Annotated in this window: 15 protein-coding genes and 1 riboswitch; of the genes, 6 read left to right on the plus strand and 9 right to left on the minus strand. The window is 41.8% G+C overall.

From position 1 onward, the window contains the following. Positions 1–17 precede the first annotated feature (17 nt). Positions 18–1,115 (plus strand): dual-specificity RNA methyltransferase RlmN, encoded by a 1,098-nt coding sequence (rlmN, locus tag IEV91_RS14015; RefSeq protein ID WP_188498081.1) that lies wholly within the window; start codon positions 18–20, stop codon positions 1,113–1,115. A 121-nt stretch (positions 1,116–1,236) separates the two neighbouring features. Here rlmN and IEV91_RS14020 read toward each other — a convergent pair whose 3' ends face one another. Beyond that, entirely contained in the window at positions 1,237–2,520 is a 1,284-nt protein-coding gene (locus IEV91_RS14020; protein WP_188498043.1) for an MFS transporter, read from the minus strand. Positions 2,521–2,692: 172 nt separating this feature from the next. Next, complete coding sequence (locus IEV91_RS14025) at positions 2,693–3,883, minus strand: helix-turn-helix domain-containing protein (RefSeq protein WP_188498044.1); 1,191 nt, start codon at positions 3,881–3,883, stop codon at positions 2,693–2,695. 193 nt (positions 3,884–4,076) lie between these two features. Between IEV91_RS14025 and IEV91_RS14030 the strand changes: the two genes are divergently transcribed. Continuing rightward, the gene (locus tag IEV91_RS14030) at positions 4,077–5,309 is read left to right on the plus strand and encodes an MFS transporter (RefSeq protein WP_188498045.1); all 1,233 of its coding nucleotides are present in this window, start codon (positions 4,077–4,079) and stop codon (positions 5,307–5,309) included. Positions 5,310–5,367: 58 nt separating this feature from the next. On the opposite strand, the gene IEV91_RS14035 is transcribed toward IEV91_RS14030, so the two are convergent. Together IEV91_RS14035 and deoC are read right to left on the minus strand one after the other, a co-directional pair. Then, on the minus strand, positions 5,368–6,558 hold the full coding sequence (locus IEV91_RS14035) for a NupC/NupG family nucleoside CNT transporter (protein WP_188498046.1): 1,191 nt from the start codon (positions 6,556–6,558) through the stop codon (positions 5,368–5,370). Between the two features lie 190 nt (positions 6,559–6,748). Beyond that, complete coding sequence (gene deoC / locus IEV91_RS14040; RefSeq protein WP_188498047.1) at positions 6,749–7,417, minus strand: deoxyribose-phosphate aldolase; 669 nt, start codon at positions 7,415–7,417, stop codon at positions 6,749–6,751. A gap of 333 nt (positions 7,418–7,750) precedes the next feature. Between deoC and IEV91_RS14045 the strand changes: the two genes are divergently transcribed. From IEV91_RS14045 to IEV91_RS14060, 4 genes are all read left to right on the plus strand, one after another. Continuing rightward, positions 7,751–9,049, plus strand: coding sequence for a pyrimidine-nucleoside phosphorylase (locus IEV91_RS14045; RefSeq protein ID WP_188498048.1), 1,299 nt, complete (start codon positions 7,751–7,753; stop codon positions 9,047–9,049). 88 nt (positions 9,050–9,137) lie between these two features. Further along, positions 9,138–9,866, plus strand: a complete 729-nt coding sequence (locus IEV91_RS14050) for a GntR family transcriptional regulator (RefSeq protein WP_188498049.1) — start codon at positions 9,138–9,140, stop codon at positions 9,864–9,866. A 329-nt stretch (positions 9,867–10,195) separates the two neighbouring features. Then, the gene (gene deoB / locus IEV91_RS14055) at positions 10,196–11,380 is read left to right on the plus strand and encodes a phosphopentomutase (protein WP_188498050.1); all 1,185 of its coding nucleotides are present in this window, start codon (positions 10,196–10,198) and stop codon (positions 11,378–11,380) included. A 170-nt stretch (positions 11,381–11,550) separates the two neighbouring features. Then, a complete protein-coding gene (locus IEV91_RS14060) occupies positions 11,551–12,951 on the plus strand; it encodes an amino acid permease (protein ID WP_188498051.1) in 1,401 nt (466 codons plus the stop codon). On the opposite strand, the gene ade is transcribed toward IEV91_RS14060, so the two are convergent. From ade to IEV91_RS14085, 5 genes are all read right to left on the minus strand, one after another. Further along, positions 12,948–14,681 carry an adenine deaminase gene (ade, locus tag IEV91_RS14065; protein ID WP_188498052.1) on the minus strand — a complete coding sequence of 578 codons (1,734 nt, stop codon included), beginning with the start codon at positions 14,679–14,681 and terminating at the stop codon, positions 12,948–12,950. The two genes, IEV91_RS14060 and ade, sit on opposite strands and share 4 nt — an antisense overlap. 93 nt (positions 14,682–14,774) lie before the next feature. Beyond that, a riboswitch (purine riboswitch) is annotated at positions 14,775–14,876 on the minus strand. 172 nt (positions 14,877–15,048) lie between these two features. Next, positions 15,049–16,170, minus strand: coding sequence for a 5-methyltetrahydropteroyltriglutamate--homocysteine S-methyltransferase (locus IEV91_RS14070; RefSeq protein ID WP_188498053.1), 1,122 nt, complete (start codon positions 16,168–16,170; stop codon positions 15,049–15,051). A gap of 128 nt (positions 16,171–16,298) precedes the next feature. Then, positions 16,299–17,531 (minus strand): peptidase T, encoded by a 1,233-nt coding sequence (gene pepT, locus IEV91_RS14075; RefSeq protein WP_188498054.1) that lies wholly within the window; start codon positions 17,529–17,531, stop codon positions 16,299–16,301. A 44-nt stretch (positions 17,532–17,575) separates the two neighbouring features. Beyond that, the gene (locus IEV91_RS14080; RefSeq protein ID WP_188498055.1) at positions 17,576–18,172 is read right to left on the minus strand and encodes a DUF2087 domain-containing protein; all 597 of its coding nucleotides are present in this window, start codon (positions 18,170–18,172) and stop codon (positions 17,576–17,578) included. A gap of 108 nt (positions 18,173–18,280) precedes the next feature. Next, positions 18,281–18,475 carry a hypothetical protein gene (locus IEV91_RS14085; RefSeq protein ID WP_188498056.1) on the minus strand — a complete coding sequence of 65 codons (195 nt, stop codon included), beginning with the start codon at positions 18,473–18,475 and terminating at the stop codon, positions 18,281–18,283. Positions 18,476–18,920: the final 445 nt, after the last annotated feature.

Raw genomic sequence — 18,920 nt, forward strand, 5'->3', positions numbered from 1 at the left:
AAAGAAGGCTATAAATGATGACGAAACCTTCCATTTTTGGATTAACAATAGAACAATTAACCGCTTGGCTCGTTGAACATGGACAGAAAAAGTTCCGTGCGACTCAAGTATGGGACTGGTTATATAAAAAACGTGTCATAAATTTCTCGGATATGGTCAATATCAATAAGGATTGTCGACAATTATTAGAGGCGCATTTCTCTATTCATACTTTGACAGAAGCTGTTAAGCAGGAATCTAAAGACGGGACGATCAAATTTTTATTTAAACTGCAGGATGGTAATCTTATAGAAACGGTTTTGATGCGCCATCATTATGGGCTATCTGTGTGTGTAACGACTCAGGTTGGCTGCAATATTGGCTGTACCTTTTGCGCCAGTGGGATACTCCGGAAAAATCGCGATCTCACAGGTGCAGAAATCGTCGAGCAAATTATGAATGTACAAAAGCATCTTGATGAAGTGGGTCAAGGTGAACGTGTCAGTCATATTGTCATCATGGGGATTGGAGAGCCTTTTGATAACTTCACGAACATGATGACGTTCTTGCGCGTGGTTAATGACCAAAAGGGTCTGTCCATTGGTGCTAGACATATTACGGTCTCTACCAGTGGCCTTGCTCATAAGATTTATGAATTTGCTGATGAGAATCTTCAGGTGAATTTAGCGATTTCCCTGCATGCTCCTAACGACGAGCTTAGAACACAGATTATGAAAATCAACCGTGCCTTCCCATTAGAAAAATTGATGCAGGCCGTCGATTATTATTTAAAAAAGACCAACCGTCGCATTACGTTTGAATATATTTTATTAAAGGATGTTAACGATCATAAAGAAGAGGCGTTGCAGCTAGCGAAATTACTCGGTTCTATTCGCCATCTTGCTTATGTCAACCTTATTCCTTATAATCCTGTTAATGAGCATATTCAATACGAGCGTAGTGAGCAAGAAGCGATACAAGCTTTCTATGAAACATTGAAAGGCCAAGGCATTAATTGTGGCGTTCGCCTGGAACATGGTACAGATATTGATGCCGCTTGTGGTCAACTGCGAAGCAAGCAAATTAAGAAGGAAAGAGTACGTAAGGTGAAGAGGGCAGACACTGCCCTAGCCTAGTCTGCGATACATTATAAAAACGATAAGTCCCATTTTTAACAACACGTGCCTCAATGAATAGGGCACGTGTTGTTTTATAACGTCAGAATGTAAAACTTTTTGGAAGAACTTCTAATTTTTCCTATCCCCCAACATTAAGATCTTTATCATAGTGAGAGGCAGGTTCAGGCTGAGGGACGCCCTTAAGAATAATGATACCAATAATAAATAAAAGGATCAGACTGAAGACTCCCATATTTGAGCGACCGGTTAACTGAGCGGTGACTCCAACGAGAAGCGGGCCCATAATGGAGGCAAATTTACCAAAGATATTATAAAAACCAAAGAACTCGTTCGCTTTGTTTTTAGGGATGAGTTTAGCAAAATAAGAGCGACTTAAGGCTTGGATTCCCCCTTGTGAGGTGGCCACGAGCATGGCTAAAATCCAGAAGTCTAAGGTTGATTTTAAGAAATAAGCATAAATACACACAAGGATATAAATACAGATCCCAACATACAACATCTTCTTTGCAGTGAATGTCTCAGCGAGTCTGCCATAAATAAGGGCAAAAGGGGCGGCGACAACTTGGGTGACAAATAAAATAATCAATAGATGGGTTGAACGAATCCCTAGGTCTGTCCCGTATGCTGTAGACATGGAAATCACAGTACCGACACCATCAATATAGAAAAAATAAGCCAATAAAAATAAAAATAATGCACGGTAGCTCTTGATTGCTTTTAAGGTGTGTCCGAGACGTTTAAAGCTACTTCTAACCGGATGAGGCTGGCGCTCGATGTAAAAGCGCTGTTTAACATGTTTAAATAAGGAGATGGTGAAGAGTCCCCACCATAATGCGGTAATGATAAAAGCAAGCTTGCTGGCGAATGCAGTGGAAAGAGGAAGAATATGACTTTGGGCTAACACAATAATAGCAATGCTGATTAGAAAGGGAATAGCGCTCCCGATGTAACCCATGCTAAACCCTCGGGCAGAGACGCGATTCATCCGCTCCTCTGTTGTGACATCGACAATAAAGGCATCGTAGAAAACATTGGCGCCGGCAGATCCAACCGTGGCAAGAGTGTAAAACACTAAAAGTAAAAACCATTGATCATCGGGGACAAAGGCAAGACAGGCAGTGAAACCAACGCCAATGGCAAAAAAGAAGCTGAAAAAGCGTTTCTTAAAGCCTTGATAATCGGCAATGGTCCCTAAAATAGGTCCCAACATGGCCAAGATAAAGGTCGCTATTGCAATCGTATACCCGAGATAGGCCGTTGAATTTGCTGCGCTCACACCCGCTTTGGTAGCAGCTGCTTTATAAAAAATCGGAAAAACAGCGGTTGTGATGATAATAGAATAAGCAGAGTTCGCCCAATCATAGAAAATCCAACTTGTCTCTTGTTTTGAGAACTTCCCCATGTCTACACTCCTCCGATTCATTTAAGCGCTTTCTTTTTATTGTACAATAAATTGATGTAGAAAAGGTTAAGAGTATTTAATGAATTGTTGTCCAAAGATAAAGAAGGGCTTTCCTCGACAATGATGGCAGAGAGGAAAGCGGTATACACATTGATAGGTAGGTCCTTTGAGGTTACTCCCATTCTTTCAGCCACTTAGAGATCTTGGATTCGAACCGATCAAGGGACATCATATGAGCAAGTGGTACTAAGGGTTTTAAAGTGTGAATGGCCGTTGTTGTTTGTCCTTTGTAAAAAAAGAGCCGCGCTTGTACCATCCAAAGGTGAATATCAATATACGAACGACGGGTAGAAGGCACATCCTCTAGTCCTCTATTAATGATAGCCTGAGCTGAATCATAGTCCCCTATTGCGACATAGTTTCGTGCTAATTCATAGGCGGTATCAAGGAGGTTCACTTGATTCTTTTCCGAACTGGAGGCTTGAAATTTAAGGAGGGTGTCAATAGATGTTTTATAATCACCGCGTTGACGTTGTTCATAGGCAATGAGTAAGTCGATATGTATTTCAGATATTGGGCGATCTTTATCATTTAAGAGACTTTTTAACCGCGACCATTTTTCAGTAGGGGATGAGAGATTTTGTTTAATCGCAGCTGTGATTTGTCCCACGAGTCCCCAGGCCTCGATATGCCTTTCCCCTAAGGAGGCCGCTAATGCTTCAGCTTTGGAAAATTCCTCAATCCCTGCGGCATTTCCATAACGTGCTTGTCGAACTACCCCTAAGTACATGTAGGCATTGGCACTCTCAAGACTGCGTGGGGGCACTCTATTCAGAATTGCTTCAAAGTACGATTCTGCAAGGCCGTAATAATCGTTGTAAAACGCGGACATGGCCATCGATTGTAAAACACGGAAAGAGGGGATGGACTGCGGTTTAATAAAGTGACTCTCAGCCTGTGCGATATCCTTTAGTGCCTTTGCCGGTTCGCCTTTCAACATCAAGGCCCAGCCACGGATGAGCTGTGCGTGACTGATTAATTCGCGATCTCCTATGCTCATCGCCACACTCACGGCCTGATCAGACAACTCATAGCTATCCGCCATATCACCTTTTTCTATGGCTTTCCATGCATGTTTGAGTAACACTTGACAGGTATTTTCTATCGGAACAACAGCATCACGAAGAAAATCATAGCTGACACCTAACTTTTCAGAGAGGGTTTGTATGGCTTGTGGCGTCGGTCGAATTTGTTCACGTTCGAGCTGACTAACAAGGGATCTTGAGACACCGGGACCGCTTAAATCAGCTTGTGATAGGCCACGTTCGAGACGTAATTCACGTAATTTTTTTCCAAAAGACATCGATCAACTCTCCCCATTTTCTTGATTTATCTTAAGCTTACTACTTTTAAATGTTAATTTCCATAACATATGTTAAATCCCGATAGAGTAGTGAGCGTGTTACGCTACGAGAGATAACACGATTAGACGTTAGCTCTCTTAAAGGTGTTGTGAGCGAGGTGGTAATGGGTGAAAAAGACAGGGGGATTGAGGCATGAACAAGGAAAAAAACAACCAAAATCTATTGATTACCGGTGGTCTACTTTCGATAGCTGGAGATAGTCTTTTTAGTACGGCGGTAATGTACTATCTTTCTCAGGTCAAGGAGGCAGCCTTCTATTTATCGCTGGCGACACTCCTTTTAACGATTCCGAGCGTGTTCGCGACATTGATCGGTGTATTTACCGATCGAAGCTCACCTAAAAAAGTGATGATTATGGCTAGATTAGCTCAAGCTATTCTTTGTTTGGGATTAATGTGGTCCTTTAAATCAATTCCACAATTGCTTGTGATCATTTTTCTGCTTGAGATGTTCGCTACGGTGAATTCTGTTGCGGGTCTGTCTCTAACGTCACGGATTATATCACCAGAGAAGCGTTCAAAGATTATCGGTATGTTGCACGCGATTCAAAGTTCATTGAAACTCGGCGGGCGTTTTTTTGGGGCAGCTTTGTTCATCATTATCCATCCGTTGGGTGTTGCGGTCGCCAATGCGTGTACGTTTTTTCTTGATCTTTTATGTATAGTGGGCATTCATCTGCCTGTAAAAACAGAGGAAAGCAAGACGTCAAAGGCCAAGCGCTCTTCGATAAAGGAATGGGTAGAAGGCTGGCAAGCACTTCATCATGATCGGTTGACTGCTCGTCTCTCGTGGGGGGTTGCCATTATTGGGGCGACAACCCTTCCGATTGGGGCCTTTTTGAGTCTGATTTTGGTCAGTCGCTTGCATGCGAATACCTTTGAATTTGGATTTGCCTATGCTGTGGAAATGCTTGGTGGCATAATGGGTGGATTATTTTGTAGCGCGCTGATTAAACGCATCGTGGCTCGTTTTGGCTACGGCATAATGTTCTTATTTAATTTTCTTATCATGGGGCTTTCCACTCTTGTGCTCGGCATTGCTTCCCACTATTGGATGGTGGTTGTGGCTCTCTTTTTATTAGGATTGGTCCAGTCCTTTCAAAATATCACCGCTCCCACTTATTTCATGCTCGTCAATTCACATGAAGTGCTCGGAAGGGTGATCGGAATCGTAACGTCTTTGCAGGCAGGCTCAGGTTTAATGGCAAGTTTATGTTTAACGTTCATTTCCACACGTGTTTCAGTAATGTGGATTCTCGTCGTGGCAGGTGGAATAACGTGTATGGCGACAGTGGCGTTGTTTGCTTTTCCTATCGGGGTTTTGAAAACGAAGGTGCAGGCAGAAGCAGCAGGAGAGCAGGCTTAGTAATATAAAGCGAAAAAATGCCACCCGATATAGGGTGACATTTTTCACGTATTCACTCTTATAAAATCAATCCAACAATGGTACCTGATAAAACACTGACCAAGGTTGCGCCATAAAGAAGTTTTAGACCGAAGCGCGCCACAGTATTGCCTTGCTTCTCGTTCAAGCCTTTAACGGCTCCGGCAATGATTCCGATTGAGGAGAAGTTAGCAAAGGACACGAGGAAGACAGAGACAATCCCGACTGCGCGTGCAGAGAATTGATCCGTAATCTTAGAGAAGTCGAGCATGGCAACAAATTCATTCGTGACCATTTTAGTCGCCATAATACTTCCGGCTTTGACAGATTCATCCCAAGGAATCCCCATGATAAAGGCAACTGGTGAGAAGATGTAGCCCAAAATGTCTTGGAAAGAGATACCGAAAATCATATCCACAATATTATTGATCGCGGCCATTAAGGCAACAAACCCAATGAGCATGGCGCCGACAACAATTGCGACTTTAAATCCATCCATGATATATTCGCCAAGCATTTCAAAGAAGGATTGCTTTTCGCTTTCTTCTTCGCCATTAATGTCAAGAATATCCTCTTCAGGACTAACAGTGTAAGGATTAATAATCGAGGAGATGATAAAACCTCCGAATAAGTTTAAAACAATAGCCGTAACGACATATTTAGGTTCGAGCATCGTCATATAAGAACCAACAATGGACATGGACACCGTCGACATCGCTGAAGCACAAAGGGTATACAAACGGTTTTTAGGTAAATGACCGAGCTGCTTTTTCACAGAAATAAAGACTTCTGATTGACCGATCATGGCTGCGGCAACCGCGTTGTAGGACTCTATTTTTCCTAGACCGCTGACTTTACTTAAGACCCATCCGATCCATTTAATGATAAGAGGGAGAATCTTAAGGTATTGCAATATCCCGATGATTACGGAGATGAAAACGATAGGAAGCAGGACGGTAAGGAAAAACGGTGCCTGTCCTTTGTTTGCAATCCCTCCGAAAACAAAGTCAACGCCTTCAGCTGAGTAATCCAATAACTTAGCGAAAACATCAGAAATCCCTTTAATAAGGGCGCCACCTACACCGGTATTCAGTAATAGAAAGGCGAGAATCACTTGAAGGATGATCATTACTATAATGGGGCGATATTTAATTTTTTTTCGATTGTTACTCGCAATAAAGGCGAGACCGAAAACGACAATAAGTCCGAGAATGAATATTAAATATTTCATAAAACTATCTTCTCCTATTTATGTGGCATTATACTTACAAACGCTTACAACACAAGGGTAAAAGATAGAGGAAGTCAGAGATTTTTATCACGTTGCGGAAGACTAATAGAGCAACTTAGCTTTCGTCATTAAGGCTTGCCGAAAGCTAGGTTTTCGAATCTCTTGCTCCTCTATAAATTTTTGAAGGCCTTTAGTATTGACTGTCAGATTGAAGACCTTGGATAATCTGAACACCTGAGCTTGCCCCAATCCGACTAGCCCCAGCTTCAACCATTGCGAGTAAATCCTCTTGGGAACGAACGCCTCCAGAGGCCTTCACACCTATATCTGGACCCACCGTTTTCCTCATGAGTTTCACAGCTTCAACCGTTGCCCCACCTGTCGAGAACCCTGTCGAGGTTTTGACATAGTCAGCCCCAGCTTCAACGGCTAGTTTTGAGGCGAGGACAATGTCTTCATCTGTTAAAAGACAGGTCTCGATGATCACTTTTACGAGGGCTTGGCCACTTGCAGCGGTGACAACGGCCTGAATATCTTCTTTGACCCTGTCTAGATCCCGGGCTTTTAATGCCCCGATATTGATGACCATATCTACTTCGTTAGCACCATTTTGTATAGCTTCTTTTGTTTCAAAGGCTTTAGTGGCTGATGTTGTTGCGCCCAATGGGAAGCCAATGACAGTACAGACGAGAACATCAGATTCCTTTAGTAATTCGGCAGCTGTTTTTACCCAGATAGGATTGATGCAGACCGAAGCAAAGCCATATTGGGAGGCTTCTTTACATACTTGAACAATCTGTTCTTTGGTAGCATCAGCCTTTAACAATGTGTGATCAATTAATTTTGCATAAGTTGTCATGTGTGCACCCCTTTCAAAAAGAAGAAAGTTATAGAGAATAAGATGTCTGACTTATGGTTAAAAATATTTTAAAAAGCAATAACGCTTACAAAATAAAGACTATTTAAACATGTTGTTGGATGTCCGACCTTGATTCCATACTATAAAGAATAATACGTATTAAGTCAAGTGTATATAAGGATTTATATTAATCATACTATTATTAATAGCCAGCAATTGATAGGGCTTATTCATCCGGTAACGTTTACATTAGGCTTGCGCTTGATTGGATTATAGTCTAATCTATATATGTAGGATGTCTGACAACGTAATTTCAGATAAGGAGTGTTATCGATGAGAATAGTTGATTTAATAGAAAAGAAACGAGACGGAAAAGCACTCACAACAGAAGAGATTCAATTCATAATAGAAGGTTATACCAATGGGAGTATTCCTGATTATCAAATGAGCGCATTAGCGATGGCGATTTATTTTCAAGGCATGACAACAGAAGAAGTGTCGACGCTCACGATGGCCATGGTCCATTCAGGGGAAACGATCGATTTATCTTCCATTGAAGGTGTGAAAGTAGATAAACATTCCACAGGCGGTGTTGGTGACACAACAACCCTGATCTTAGCACCATTAGTGGCGGCGTTAGATGTTCCGGTAGCTAAAATGTCTGGACGTGGTCTTGGACATACAGGAGGAACAATCGACAAGCTGGAATCTGTCGCAGGTTTTCATGTTGAGCTCGATAAAGAGGAATTCATCGAAAATGTCAATAAAAATAAAATCGCGGTGATCGGTCAAAGTGGGAATTTAACCCCTGCGGACAAAAAGTTATATGCTCTGCGTGATGTCACGGCAACGGTGAGTTCCATTCCGCTGATTGCCAGCTCCATTATGAGTAAAAAAATTGCAGCCGGCGCTGATGCCATTGTATTAGATGTCAAAACAGGCGCAGGGGCTTTTATGAAAGACGTAGAAGACGCCCGTTTGCTGGCAGAGACAATGGTTAACATTGGCAATAGTGTTGGCCGGAAGGCAATGGCTGTTATTTCTGATATGAGCCAACCTCTAGGATATGCGATTGGTAATGCTTTAGAGGTGAAGGAAGCGATTGAAACATTAAAAGGTCAGGGGCCAGAGGATTTAGAAAGGCTTTGCTTAACTTTAGGCAGTCAGATGGTCTATCTTGCGGGTAAGGCTGATTCTCTAGAGGATGCAGAGAACAAATTAAGAGCAGTGATAAAAAATGGACAAGCACTAGAAAAATTCAAGGGATTCCTTGAGTCTCAAGGTGGTGACCCTACCATTGTTGAGGATCCGTCAAAACTACCCCAAGCCCGCTATCACATTGATTTCCCTGCTGAAGAAACAGGAGTCGTTGCGGAAATTATTGCCGATTCAATGGGTGTGGCTGCCATGCATCTAGGGGCTGGACGTGCAACCAAGGAATCTGAAATTGATTTAGCGGTGGGGATTGTCCTTCATAAAAAGGTTGGCGATAAAGTAGAAAAAGGGGAATCACTACTAACGATTCATTCGAATAGTGAAGATATTGCTGAGGTCCAATCCCTCATTAAGCGCAGTATTCTTATTAAAGACAAGGCAGAAAAACCAACTTTAATCTATGATCGTGTGATGTAAATCATCATTGTTGGTCTTCATGCTCTATTGAACAAGTAGATTGGGAAGAGTAAAATAATTATAAAAATAGTATGTGCGGAGGACCTTTATGTCTTTGGGGAATTTTCAAAAATCGCGTTATCTCATAGTTATGGAAAGGATTAAGCAAGAAATAAAGGACGGAACACTGAATCCTGGAGATCGTTTGCCATCGGAAAATGCCTATGCCAAGCAGCTTGGGGTTAGTCGAGCCACTTTAAGAGAAGCGCTTCGGATGTTGGAAGAAGAAAATATTATTTCAAGAAAACATGGTATAGGGACGTTCATTAATAATAAACCTATCTTTTCGAGTGGTATTGAGGAACTTCATAGCATTACTGAAATGATTCAATCAGCGGGAAAACGGCCAGGGACAGAAGTTTTATTATCTAAATATATGGATCCCACTGAAGAAGATAAGCAGAAGCTGCATTTGCAAGATGAGGAAAGAGTCTTGCTAGTAAAACGGGTTCGAACGGCAGATGAACGTCCACTTGTTTATTGTATTGATAAGGTGCCAGCAAAGTTGTTTAAGGAAGAATCGCACTTATTAGGCGGCTCGCTTTTTAATTTCTTGGAGCAGGAAACCGACGTCAACATTGGTTACGCTACAGCAGATATTACAACGGCTGGGTACGATGAAGAGATCTCTAAGATATTGGAATGCGATAAAGAAACCCCCTTTTTAGTGTTAAAACAACTTCATTTTAGTACAACTGACGAGCCGATTCTTTATTCTATTAATTATTTTCGATCTGATCAATTTAGTTTTAACGTCTTAAGGAAAAGACCCCAATAGGCAATGTTCAAACGATACAATGATACTGAAACACACGAAATTCTCATTGAATTCTCGTGTGTTTTTTCAAGAAGTAAGAATGTATAAAGGGTGGTTGCTCATAGCGGGGGATGTGTCTTGCCAAATGAAGGTTTTCAGTCGAGCTCGAGTTTTCTTAGGCATAAGCTGTTTACAGGTTAGACATCATTTACACACACCCTTGGGTTTGTTATAATGCTTTTAGATGTAGGATGTCTGACAACTAAACGAAATATAAAGGCAAATGTATAATGAATGTCTGATGGAGAGGTAAGGACTTACGACTTACGCATTCAAGGAGTGGATCATGGATGGTTCAACATCGTTATAAACGGGTTTTTTTAATTGTGATGGATTCAGTTGGAATCGGTGCAGCACCAGATGCAGAAGCCTTTGGCGATAGAGGTGCTGATACACTTGGACATATTGCTGAGCGCATGGGTGGCCTTCACATGCCGAACATGGGGAAACTAGGACTCAGCAATATCCGTTCAATAGAAGGGATTGAAAGAGCTCAGAAGCCGATGGCTCATTACACCAAAATGCAAGAGGCCTCCAATGGCAAGGATACGATGACCGGGCATTGGGAAATTATGGGGCTTAACATCAGCCAACCTTTTCAAACATTCCCGGATGGTTTTCCACAAGATTTAATTGCGACAATTGAGGAAGAGACAGGTAGACAGGTGATTGGAAACAAGCCTGCCTCAGGAACGGAAATTATTGAAGAGCTGGGTGAAGAGCACCTTAAATCGGGAGCACTGATTGTTTATACCTCGGCGGATTCTGTTCTACAAATTTGTGCTCACGAGGAGATTGTACCATTAGAGGAGCTTTATAAGATTTGTGAAACGGTACGCGCTTTAACGAAAAATGACAAGTACATGATCGGACGTGTGATTGCCCGTCCTTTTATAGGGACTCCAGGTCACTTTGAGCGCACACCTAACCGACACGATTATGCCTTAAAGCCTTTTGGGAGAACGGTCATGAATGAATTAAAAGATCATCAATACGATGTCATCGCCCTTGGGAAAATTTCAGATATTTATGATGAAGAAGGGGTCACTCGTTCCATCCGGACACAATCCAATATGGATGGAATGGATAAATTCATTGGCACACTATCAGAGGATTTTACAGGGATAAGTTTCCTTAATCTTGTGGACTTTGATGCAAAATATGGGCATCGCCGGGATCCTATTGGCTATGGACGGGCGTTAGAAGCTTTTGATGCTCGCCTGCCGGAAGTTTTAGCATTATTAGAAGAGGATGATTTGCTTCTTATCACTGCTGATCATGGCAATGACCCTGTTCATCATGGGACAGATCATACTCGAGAGTTTGTCCCGTTAATCATTTATCATAATAAAATTACTGAAGGAAGATCCCTTGAGATCCGGCAGACCTTTGCTGATATTGGGGCAACCATAGCGGATAATTTTAATGTTCCCATGCCAAAGCATGGACAAAGCTTTTTGAAAGCTATTGAATAAAGGCACTGTGACAATCGAAGCGCGCGGTAGATCATAGAAAGGACACTCCTGATGGGGTGTCCTTTTACTTTCAAAAGCGGCGGCTGCATCGTTTTTGCTTTAATGCAACCATTCATATTACCTCTTCGTGTGGGAAAGCCTATAACTAACTGATTATAGGAGGACTTTTTATGCATAATCACCATGTGGTCAAACAAATGGTTAAAAATAATAAAGAAAAGCAAGAGAAAAAGGGGAAGGGATCATACATAGAGTGGTGGCAGCTTTCCTTAATCGGTATTGGTTCTATTATGGGTGCGGGTTTTTTTCTCGGGACAGGGCTATCCATTAAAACAGCAGGCCCTTCAATTTTAATCGGTTATTTAATTGCTGGGTTAACGACCTTTTTCGTTTTTAATGCTTTAGGTGAAATGAGTGTGAATGATCCGGAGCCTGGCTCATTTCGGGCTTATGCCAGTAAGGCCTATGGACGTTCAATGGGCTTTACCTCTGGTTGGATGTATTGGCTTTCTGGTTTATTAATTATGTCCAGTGAAATTGTCGCTCTTTCAACCTTTATGCAATTTTGGTTTCCTCATGTCCCGCTGTGGATATTCTCCATCCTTTTTGCCATTTTAGGATTTGGGATCAACTTTTTAGGTGTGAGCAATTTTGGAAAGATTGAATCGCTTTTTGCGGTCGTTAAGATCGCGACTTTAGTGATTTTTATTTTATTTGGAGCCCTTGTCTTATTTGGGGTCATTCATGATAAGGATGTTATTACTTCTCACCACACGGTACTGGGTAACATGTTTCCTAATGGAATGAAAGGTTTGTGGTCAGCGCTTATTTTTATTTTTTTTACTTTTGGTGGGATTGTTGTGGTTGGGATTGCCTCTTCTGAATTAAAAAGTAAAAAAGATATCCCGAAGGCCGGTGTGGGTTTAATTATTACCCTTGTGGCTATGTATTTATTTTCTTTATTTTTTGTCTTGAATATGGTGAGTTGGACAGAGATTGATGAATCTGAAAGTCCTTTTGTAACAGCGTTATCCGCTTTTCACATTCCCTATATGGATTCAATATTTAATATCATCATCATTAGTGCTGCCTTTTCAACCATGGTGGGGGCACTCTTTTCAATCAGTCATGTCATGGTTTCTTTGGCCAAAAGCGGTGATGCCCCTAAAGCATTGAAAGATAAAAATAGCCGTGGTGTTGCTTGGAAGGCTTTGTTACTGACGGCAGCAGGATTAGCTGTTTCCATTGTTTTTTCCTTCTTACTCCCCAATACGGTATATGAATATATTACGACAGCAGCCGGCGTCATGTTGATTTTAAATTGGGTGATCATTCTAGCGTCACATCTCAAGCTCCATCCGAGTTACAGCAAGAATAAAGGGACCTTTAAAGCCTTTGGTTACCCGATAACGTCCATTGCAGGCATTGTCTTTATCTTACTCGCAATATCAGGAGCGCTCTTTCATGCAAATGAACGCATCGGGTTATTAATCAGTCTCGGAATGATTGTGGTTATTTTTATTTGTTATAAAGTGATCTTTAGACACCGACATGAAAAAACTAATGTTTAAACTTGGACGGGAATATGACGGGCTTGTTCAACATCAAAAAGGCCGAGATCGGTCAGCTTTAAAGCCGGAATAACGGGTAGAGTCAGAAACGAAAGTGTTAAGAAGGGATTAAATTTACCTTTGAAACCGAGTGCTTTTAAAGCGACGGAGATATCTTTTAATGCATCATTCACAGAGAGATGAGGCCAGTTTGTCATGAGTCCAGCAATGGGAAGGGGAAGGGCAGAGACCACTTTCCCTTCTTGACTAATCACAAGTCCACCGCCAATATCTTGGAGTGTTTGAATGGCTACAAGCATATCCTGATCATTCGTTCCTGTACATACAATGTTGTGGGAATCATGGGCAATGGTTGTTGCGATAGCACCGCGCTGTAAGCCAAAGCCTTTAACAATACCTAATCCGATATTCCCTGTATGATGATGACGCTCAACGACGGCAATTTTTAATTGATCCTGTGTCAGGGAAGGAACAAAATGCCCTTCGGAAACAGTAACCTCTTCTTGAAGCTTAATCGTGTTTAATTGGTTCGGTATGATTTCGATAATATGTGCTTGCTTTGTTTCTCCAATTAAAATGCGCAGATCATCCTCATTCATGGTGGGAATAGTCACAGAAGACATAAGATGAGGGGGTGGGGTTGGCTTCTTGTCTTCTTTTTCAATAAAAGTGCCATTTTGCGCAATGCATTCCCCATTTTTATACACTTCAGAAATCGTCATGGATGCAAGGTCGTCAATCAAAAGAAAATCAGCAGAATACCCTGGAGCAAGTGCCCCTTTATCTTTTAATCCATAACATTCAGCAGCATTAAGGGACCCCATCTGAATCGCTAAAAGTGGATCGAGCCCATAACGAATGGCTAACCGGATATTATGGTCGATGCTGCCTTCTTGGATAAGATCATCTAAGTGTTTGTCATCTGTGCAAAACAGACAGCGACGGGCATTCGCAGAGGTTACTACAGGAAGTAACGCGTTTAAATCTTTGGCAACGGAGCCTTCGCGAATTAAAAGGTACATGCCTCGTCTTAACCGCTCTAAAGCCTCTTCGACTGTGGTGCATTCATGGTCTGTGAGAACACCGCTTGTTCTATACGTATTGATAGCGTTTGTCTCTAAACCAGCCAAATGACCGTCTATTTGTTTATTATTTTTAAACGTTAAAAGAAATTTATCAATCATGTGTTTCTCAGCGTTTCGAAGTGAAGGATAGTCCATAACTTCAGCGAGCCCTAAAACTTTTTCATGGGTCATTAATGCTTCTAAGTCATGCGCAAGTAAGGTTGAGCCAGAATTTTCAAAAGGGGTCGCAGGGACACAGGAAGGGAGCATAAAGTAAACATTAAGGGAGAGATGTTCAGCATCCTCCATCATGAAGCGAATGCCATCTATCCCTGATACATTTGCAATTTCATGGGGATCCGTTATAACTGTCGTGACCCCGTGTGGGAGAACAACTTTTGCAAATTCACTAGGGGTGACCATAGAGGATTCGATGTGCACGTGTCCATCAATAAGAGCTGGGCTGACATAGCGGTTTTTTGCATCTATCACCTGGTGACCTTCAAACGCGCCTATTCCGACAATCATGCCATCGGCAATTGCGAGGTCCCCTGTTATGATTTCGAGGTTAAACACATCGATAATGCGTCCGTTCTTAATGACGAGATCTGCAGGGATTTGTTGGTTTGCTACTGCAATTCTTTTTTTGAGGTGTTCTGCTGTCATATTCAGTGTAAGTCATCTCCTCAGCCTAAAAAAATAAAACCTTAGTTTTTCCAGGTTTTGGCATAGAGAAGAACATGAGAGGGCAAAATGACATAGACCTCTAATGCTTCTCGTAGTCAAACCATTTTCGGTAGTTTGGTAGAAACTTTTGGACCGTATTTCCAAGATTATACGAGTAATTATCCATATGTCATTTAAGTATTTACACATTGTATAACTAGAGAGGGTAAGGTGTCAATGAGAAGATGACTCTTAGAGAGGTTACCATTGTGTTCACAAAAAAATAAATCCCCTCACACATGAGGGGATTTATTTTAACCTATAAAAGGCTCTTCAAAAACAGAGAGTATTACTGTATATGATGGGCTTACTTCCAGACGTCTTGTGCAATAGCAATAACATGGCGCAATTTATCCCATTGCTGTTCTTCTGTGAGTAGATTGCCTTCTTCAGTGGAGGCGAATCCACATTGTGGACTGAGGCATAATTGATTGAGCCCCACAAACTTAGAGGCTTCATCAATACGGCGTTTCACATCATCTGGATTTTCTAACTCACCGAACTTAGAGGTGATAAGCCCAAGGACAATCTGAAGATCGGGGCGCTTTACAAAACGCAGAGGCTCAAATCCACCCGAACGATCATTATCAAATTCTAAAAAGAGCCCGTCTATATTGAGATCTGCAAAAATCGTCTCAGCAATAGGTTCATAACCACCGGAAAACATGAAGGTTGAGCGGAAGTTCCCACGACAAATGTGCATGGTAATTTTCATGTCGCCGGGCTTATCAGCTACTGCATCATTAATGAGCTGGGCGAAAGTTGCACGGACTTTATCGGGCTCGAGCCCTTTCGCGCGGAGCTGTTCCTTTTGTTCTTCGGAGCAGAGGTGAGCCCAAGCGGTGTCATCGAGTTGTAAATACCGACAACCCGCGTCATAAAAAGCTTTAATGGCTTTTTTATAAGCCTTAGAAAGATCATGGAAAAATTCTTCTTGGTCATCATAAGGCATGTCTTTAAGATCTGCTCTAAAATAAAGCATATTTGGACTGGGAATCGTCATTTTTGCTGTATGAGAACCAGCGAGGCTGTATAAAAACTTAAAATCTTCAAGCATAGGATGATCGGTAAAATCAATTCTCCCAGTCACTTTAATGCCACGGGCTTTGGTGGTTGTGGCGTTAAAGTGGAGGCCCTCTTCTGCTTCAAAGGCTTCTACACCATCAAGACCTTCAAGAAAATCAAAATGCCACCAAGCTCGGCGAAACTCGCCATCTGTAACAGCTTGCAAGCCAATCTCTTTTTGCCTTTCCACAATGCGTGTTATTTCGGTATCTTCTATGAGTCTTAATTGTTTGGGGCTAATCGCACCAGAGGCTAATTGAAGACGCGCTTCTTTTATTCGCTCTGACCTTAGTAAACTGCCAACCTGATCAGCACGGAAAGGAGGGGCTTGCGTTTCAAGTGAACGATCTGTATTGAGTACCATGGGAATCTTCCTTTCTACTTACTAAATAATTAAAATAGTATCAAATCATCTGACAGAAGTAAATCAGGAACGAAAGAAATAGAGAAGAGCCCAATCATGAGCTCTTCTTAATCAAACGTTCAAAAGCCTTAGGCTTTTTCTTCGGTTAATTTATTGATTTCGATGATCACATTCGTTGCTTTGACCATATTATCTACCGAAATGTATTCAAATTTCCCATGGAAGTTCTCGCCACCTGTGAAAATGTTTGGTGTAGGAAGCCCCATGTAAGATAATTGCGAGCCGTCGGTACCGCCTCTGATAGGTGACACCTTGGGTTCAATCTCCAGGCGCTCCATCGCTTCATAGGCAATATCCACAATTTCTTTAACAGGTTCAATTTTTTCACGCATATTGTAATATTGATCTTTCAGTTCAAGATGAAGGGCATTGTCGCCATAAACCTTTTTTAGATCATTCACGATGGAGGACAATGTTGCTTTTCTAGCCTCGAACTTTTCTCTATCAAAGTCACGAATGATGTAATATAGCTGAGTTTGTTCAACATCGCCATTAAATGAAATGAGATGATAGAACCCTTCATAGCCCTCTGTGTATTCTGGAGCCTCTTTGGCTGGAAGCTTACTGTTTAATTCCATCGCAATTTTTGTGGCATTCACCATCTTGTTTTTGGCCGTTCCGGGATGCACGTTTTGCCCTTTGATCGTTATTTTTGCAGCCGCAGCATTAAAGCTTTCATACTCTAATTCACCAAGTGGTCCACCATCTACGGTATAAGCATAGGCTGCATCGAAAGCTGCCACATCAAATTTGTGAGGGCCTCGCCCAATCTCTTCATCAGGTGTAAAAGCGACACGGATTCTACCATGTTTGATCTCTGGATGGGCAATTAAATAAGCCATGGCAGTCATAATTTCAGCAATACCTGCCTTGTTATCAGCACCAAGGAGAGTCGTTCCATCCGTCGTGATTAACGTATGCCCTTTATACCCTTTAAGCTCCGGGAAATGCTCAGGGGAGAGGATAATATGTAAGGCTTCATTTAAAACAAGAGCCTCGCCATCATAGTTGGCCACCAATTGAGGGTTCACGCCCGCTCCTGTAAAGTCAGTTGCTGTGTCCATGTGAGCCAAAAATCCAATGGTAGGAACCTCTTTACTCGTATTGGATGGTAGCGTCGCCATAACGTAACCATTGTCATCTATTGTTACGTCCGTCATTCCAATGGCTTTAAGTTCCTCTACTAATTGATTGCCAAGGACCAGTTGGCCTGGTGTTGAAGGACAGGTTTCACTCTCTTCATTTGATTGTGTATCCACTTTTACATAAGAGGTAAATCTTTCAATGATTTCTTCCTTCACCTTTCTCCACTCCCTTAAGTTCAGTTACTGTCATCATACCATGTTTAGTGGGACGAAGGGACAGGTTTATTGTCCCACATTTCAGGTGGGTTGAGCTCATAGATCCCGTTTTCTCGATACATGAATTGGTGCATAATGAATTCGCGCCGGAGGGTGGCAAAGTCTTCGTGATACTGCTTCAGATACTCATTCAGTTCTCTCTCCGGATACCTTTTCCCTAATTCTAAGCCTTGCACAAGGTATTCAAGCACCATGAGCTTTTTCTTCTTCTGTGCGGGAATATTTTTTAATCGGCCTTCTTTGTCTAAAAAGTTCCGAACAACAGCAAGTTTTTCAGCGGTCAATGTCATGGATTCCATCTCTCTTTCCTTTCCTTGAATGAGTGTCAATAAAGCGGTAGTCTGTCCTCTTAAACTGTCTAGATTTAACTCGAAATAAATGGTGTTTTTCTCACGACGCTCTCGGATGGCATTAATTTCTCTTAGCTTTGTCATGTGATGGGTTATTGTTGGGGCTGTCTTACCTAATTTTCCAGCAATGGCTTGCCCGTGTAGCGGTCCATGGCTTAATAAAGCAAGAATTTTAATTCGCGTAGGGTCTCCCATTATCTTGTGAAAATGAACAAGTTTCTCTAACTGCATGTTTACCCCCTACTAATTTAATGATTGTCTAATTAGATAGTAATCAAATCACCATGAGTTGTCAAATTGATAAAAAGATAGAGCCACGCTTAAGCGTGGCTCTCCTTCTTAACAACAGCGATCAGGGTACCCTGGGTCGACAACGACATTTCTCACATAAGGTTGATAGATATGTCGAGGAATATTCACGATGTTTTGACGGTTAATGATTTCCACAGGATGAATAAAAGGAACGACCCTGGGGGTATAAAAGTCTCTAACAATTTGTTGTGGTGGACAACAAACGGGATGAGGCCCGAACATTAAATCACCTCCTGAACACTTATACATTATTACATGCCGCTAAGCCATATTTTGAAACGGACACTTATCCTGTATAAAGGTTATTTTAGGGACGAAGGGACAGGTTCATTGTCCCAGAGTCTCAAGAATTTTGTCGGAAAGAGGAGAATTTATTACCCGGGTAATATAAATACAGACTTACGGAGTAAGCGGGTTTATTTGGACTGAAACAGGCGATGGTGTTGGAGTATAACAGGGTATTTACCTTTCCATTGCTTCAGCCTCAGTTTCATTTAGAGGATTAGAGTCGCAAAAAATGTCGGTAAACGTTTAAACGCCTTTTGGCAAGGGAAAGGGTAAGAGAAGATTAAAGATTTGCTTAAGGGTCAGACAGAGCTTTAGCTTTGTAGGAATCATTGGTGATTAAATCCATGGTTATGGTTCGCTTATAAGTCTAAATTTTTAT

Source organism: Pullulanibacillus pueri (genome assembly GCF_014639255.1).
In the GTDB taxonomy this organism is placed as follows: domain Bacteria; phylum Bacillota; class Bacilli; order Bacillales; family Sporolactobacillaceae; genus Pullulanibacillus; species Pullulanibacillus pueri.

Bases quoted from the DNA above. Each gene is read 5' to 3' on its own strand.
- IEV91_RS14050 (WP_188498049.1), top strand. From the start codon at position 9,138: ATGTCTTTGGGGAATTTTCAAAAATCGCGTTATCTCATAGTTATGGAA.
- deoC (WP_188498047.1), bottom strand. From the start codon at position 7,417: ATGACAACTTATGCAAAATTAATTGATCACACATTGTTAAAGGCTGAT.
- ade (WP_188498052.1), bottom strand. From the start codon at position 14,681: ATGACAGCAGAACACCTCAAAAAAAGAATTGCAGTAGCAAACCAACAA.
- IEV91_RS14025 (WP_188498044.1), bottom strand. From the start codon at position 3,883: ATGTCTTTTGGAAAAAAATTACGTGAATTACGTCTCGAACGTGGCCTA.
- IEV91_RS14030 (WP_188498045.1), top strand. From the start codon at position 4,077: ATGAACAAGGAAAAAAACAACCAAAATCTATTGATTACCGGTGGTCTA.
- IEV91_RS14085 (WP_188498056.1), bottom strand. From the start codon at position 18,475: ATGTTCGGGCCTCATCCCGTTTGTTGTCCACCACAACAAATTGTTAGA.
- deoB (WP_188498050.1), top strand. From the start codon at position 10,196: ATGGTTCAACATCGTTATAAACGGGTTTTTTTAATTGTGATGGATTCA.
- IEV91_RS14060 (WP_188498051.1), top strand. From the start codon at position 11,551: ATGCATAATCACCATGTGGTCAAACAAATGGTTAAAAATAATAAAGAA.
- IEV91_RS14080 (WP_188498055.1), bottom strand. From the start codon at position 18,172: ATGCAGTTAGAGAAACTTGTTCATTTTCACAAGATAATGGGAGACCCT.
- IEV91_RS14020 (WP_188498043.1), bottom strand. From the start codon at position 2,520: ATGGGGAAGTTCTCAAAACAAGAGACAAGTTGGATTTTCTATGATTGG.
- IEV91_RS14035 (WP_188498046.1), bottom strand. From the start codon at position 6,558: ATGAAATATTTAATATTCATTCTCGGACTTATTGTCGTTTTCGGTCTC.
- IEV91_RS14045 (WP_188498048.1), top strand. From the start codon at position 7,751: ATGAGAATAGTTGATTTAATAGAAAAGAAACGAGACGGAAAAGCACTC.
- rlmN (WP_188498081.1), top strand. From the start codon at position 18: ATGACGAAACCTTCCATTTTTGGATTAACAATAGAACAATTAACCGCT.
- IEV91_RS14070 (WP_188498053.1), bottom strand. From the start codon at position 16,170: ATGGTACTCAATACAGATCGTTCACTTGAAACGCAAGCCCCTCCTTTC.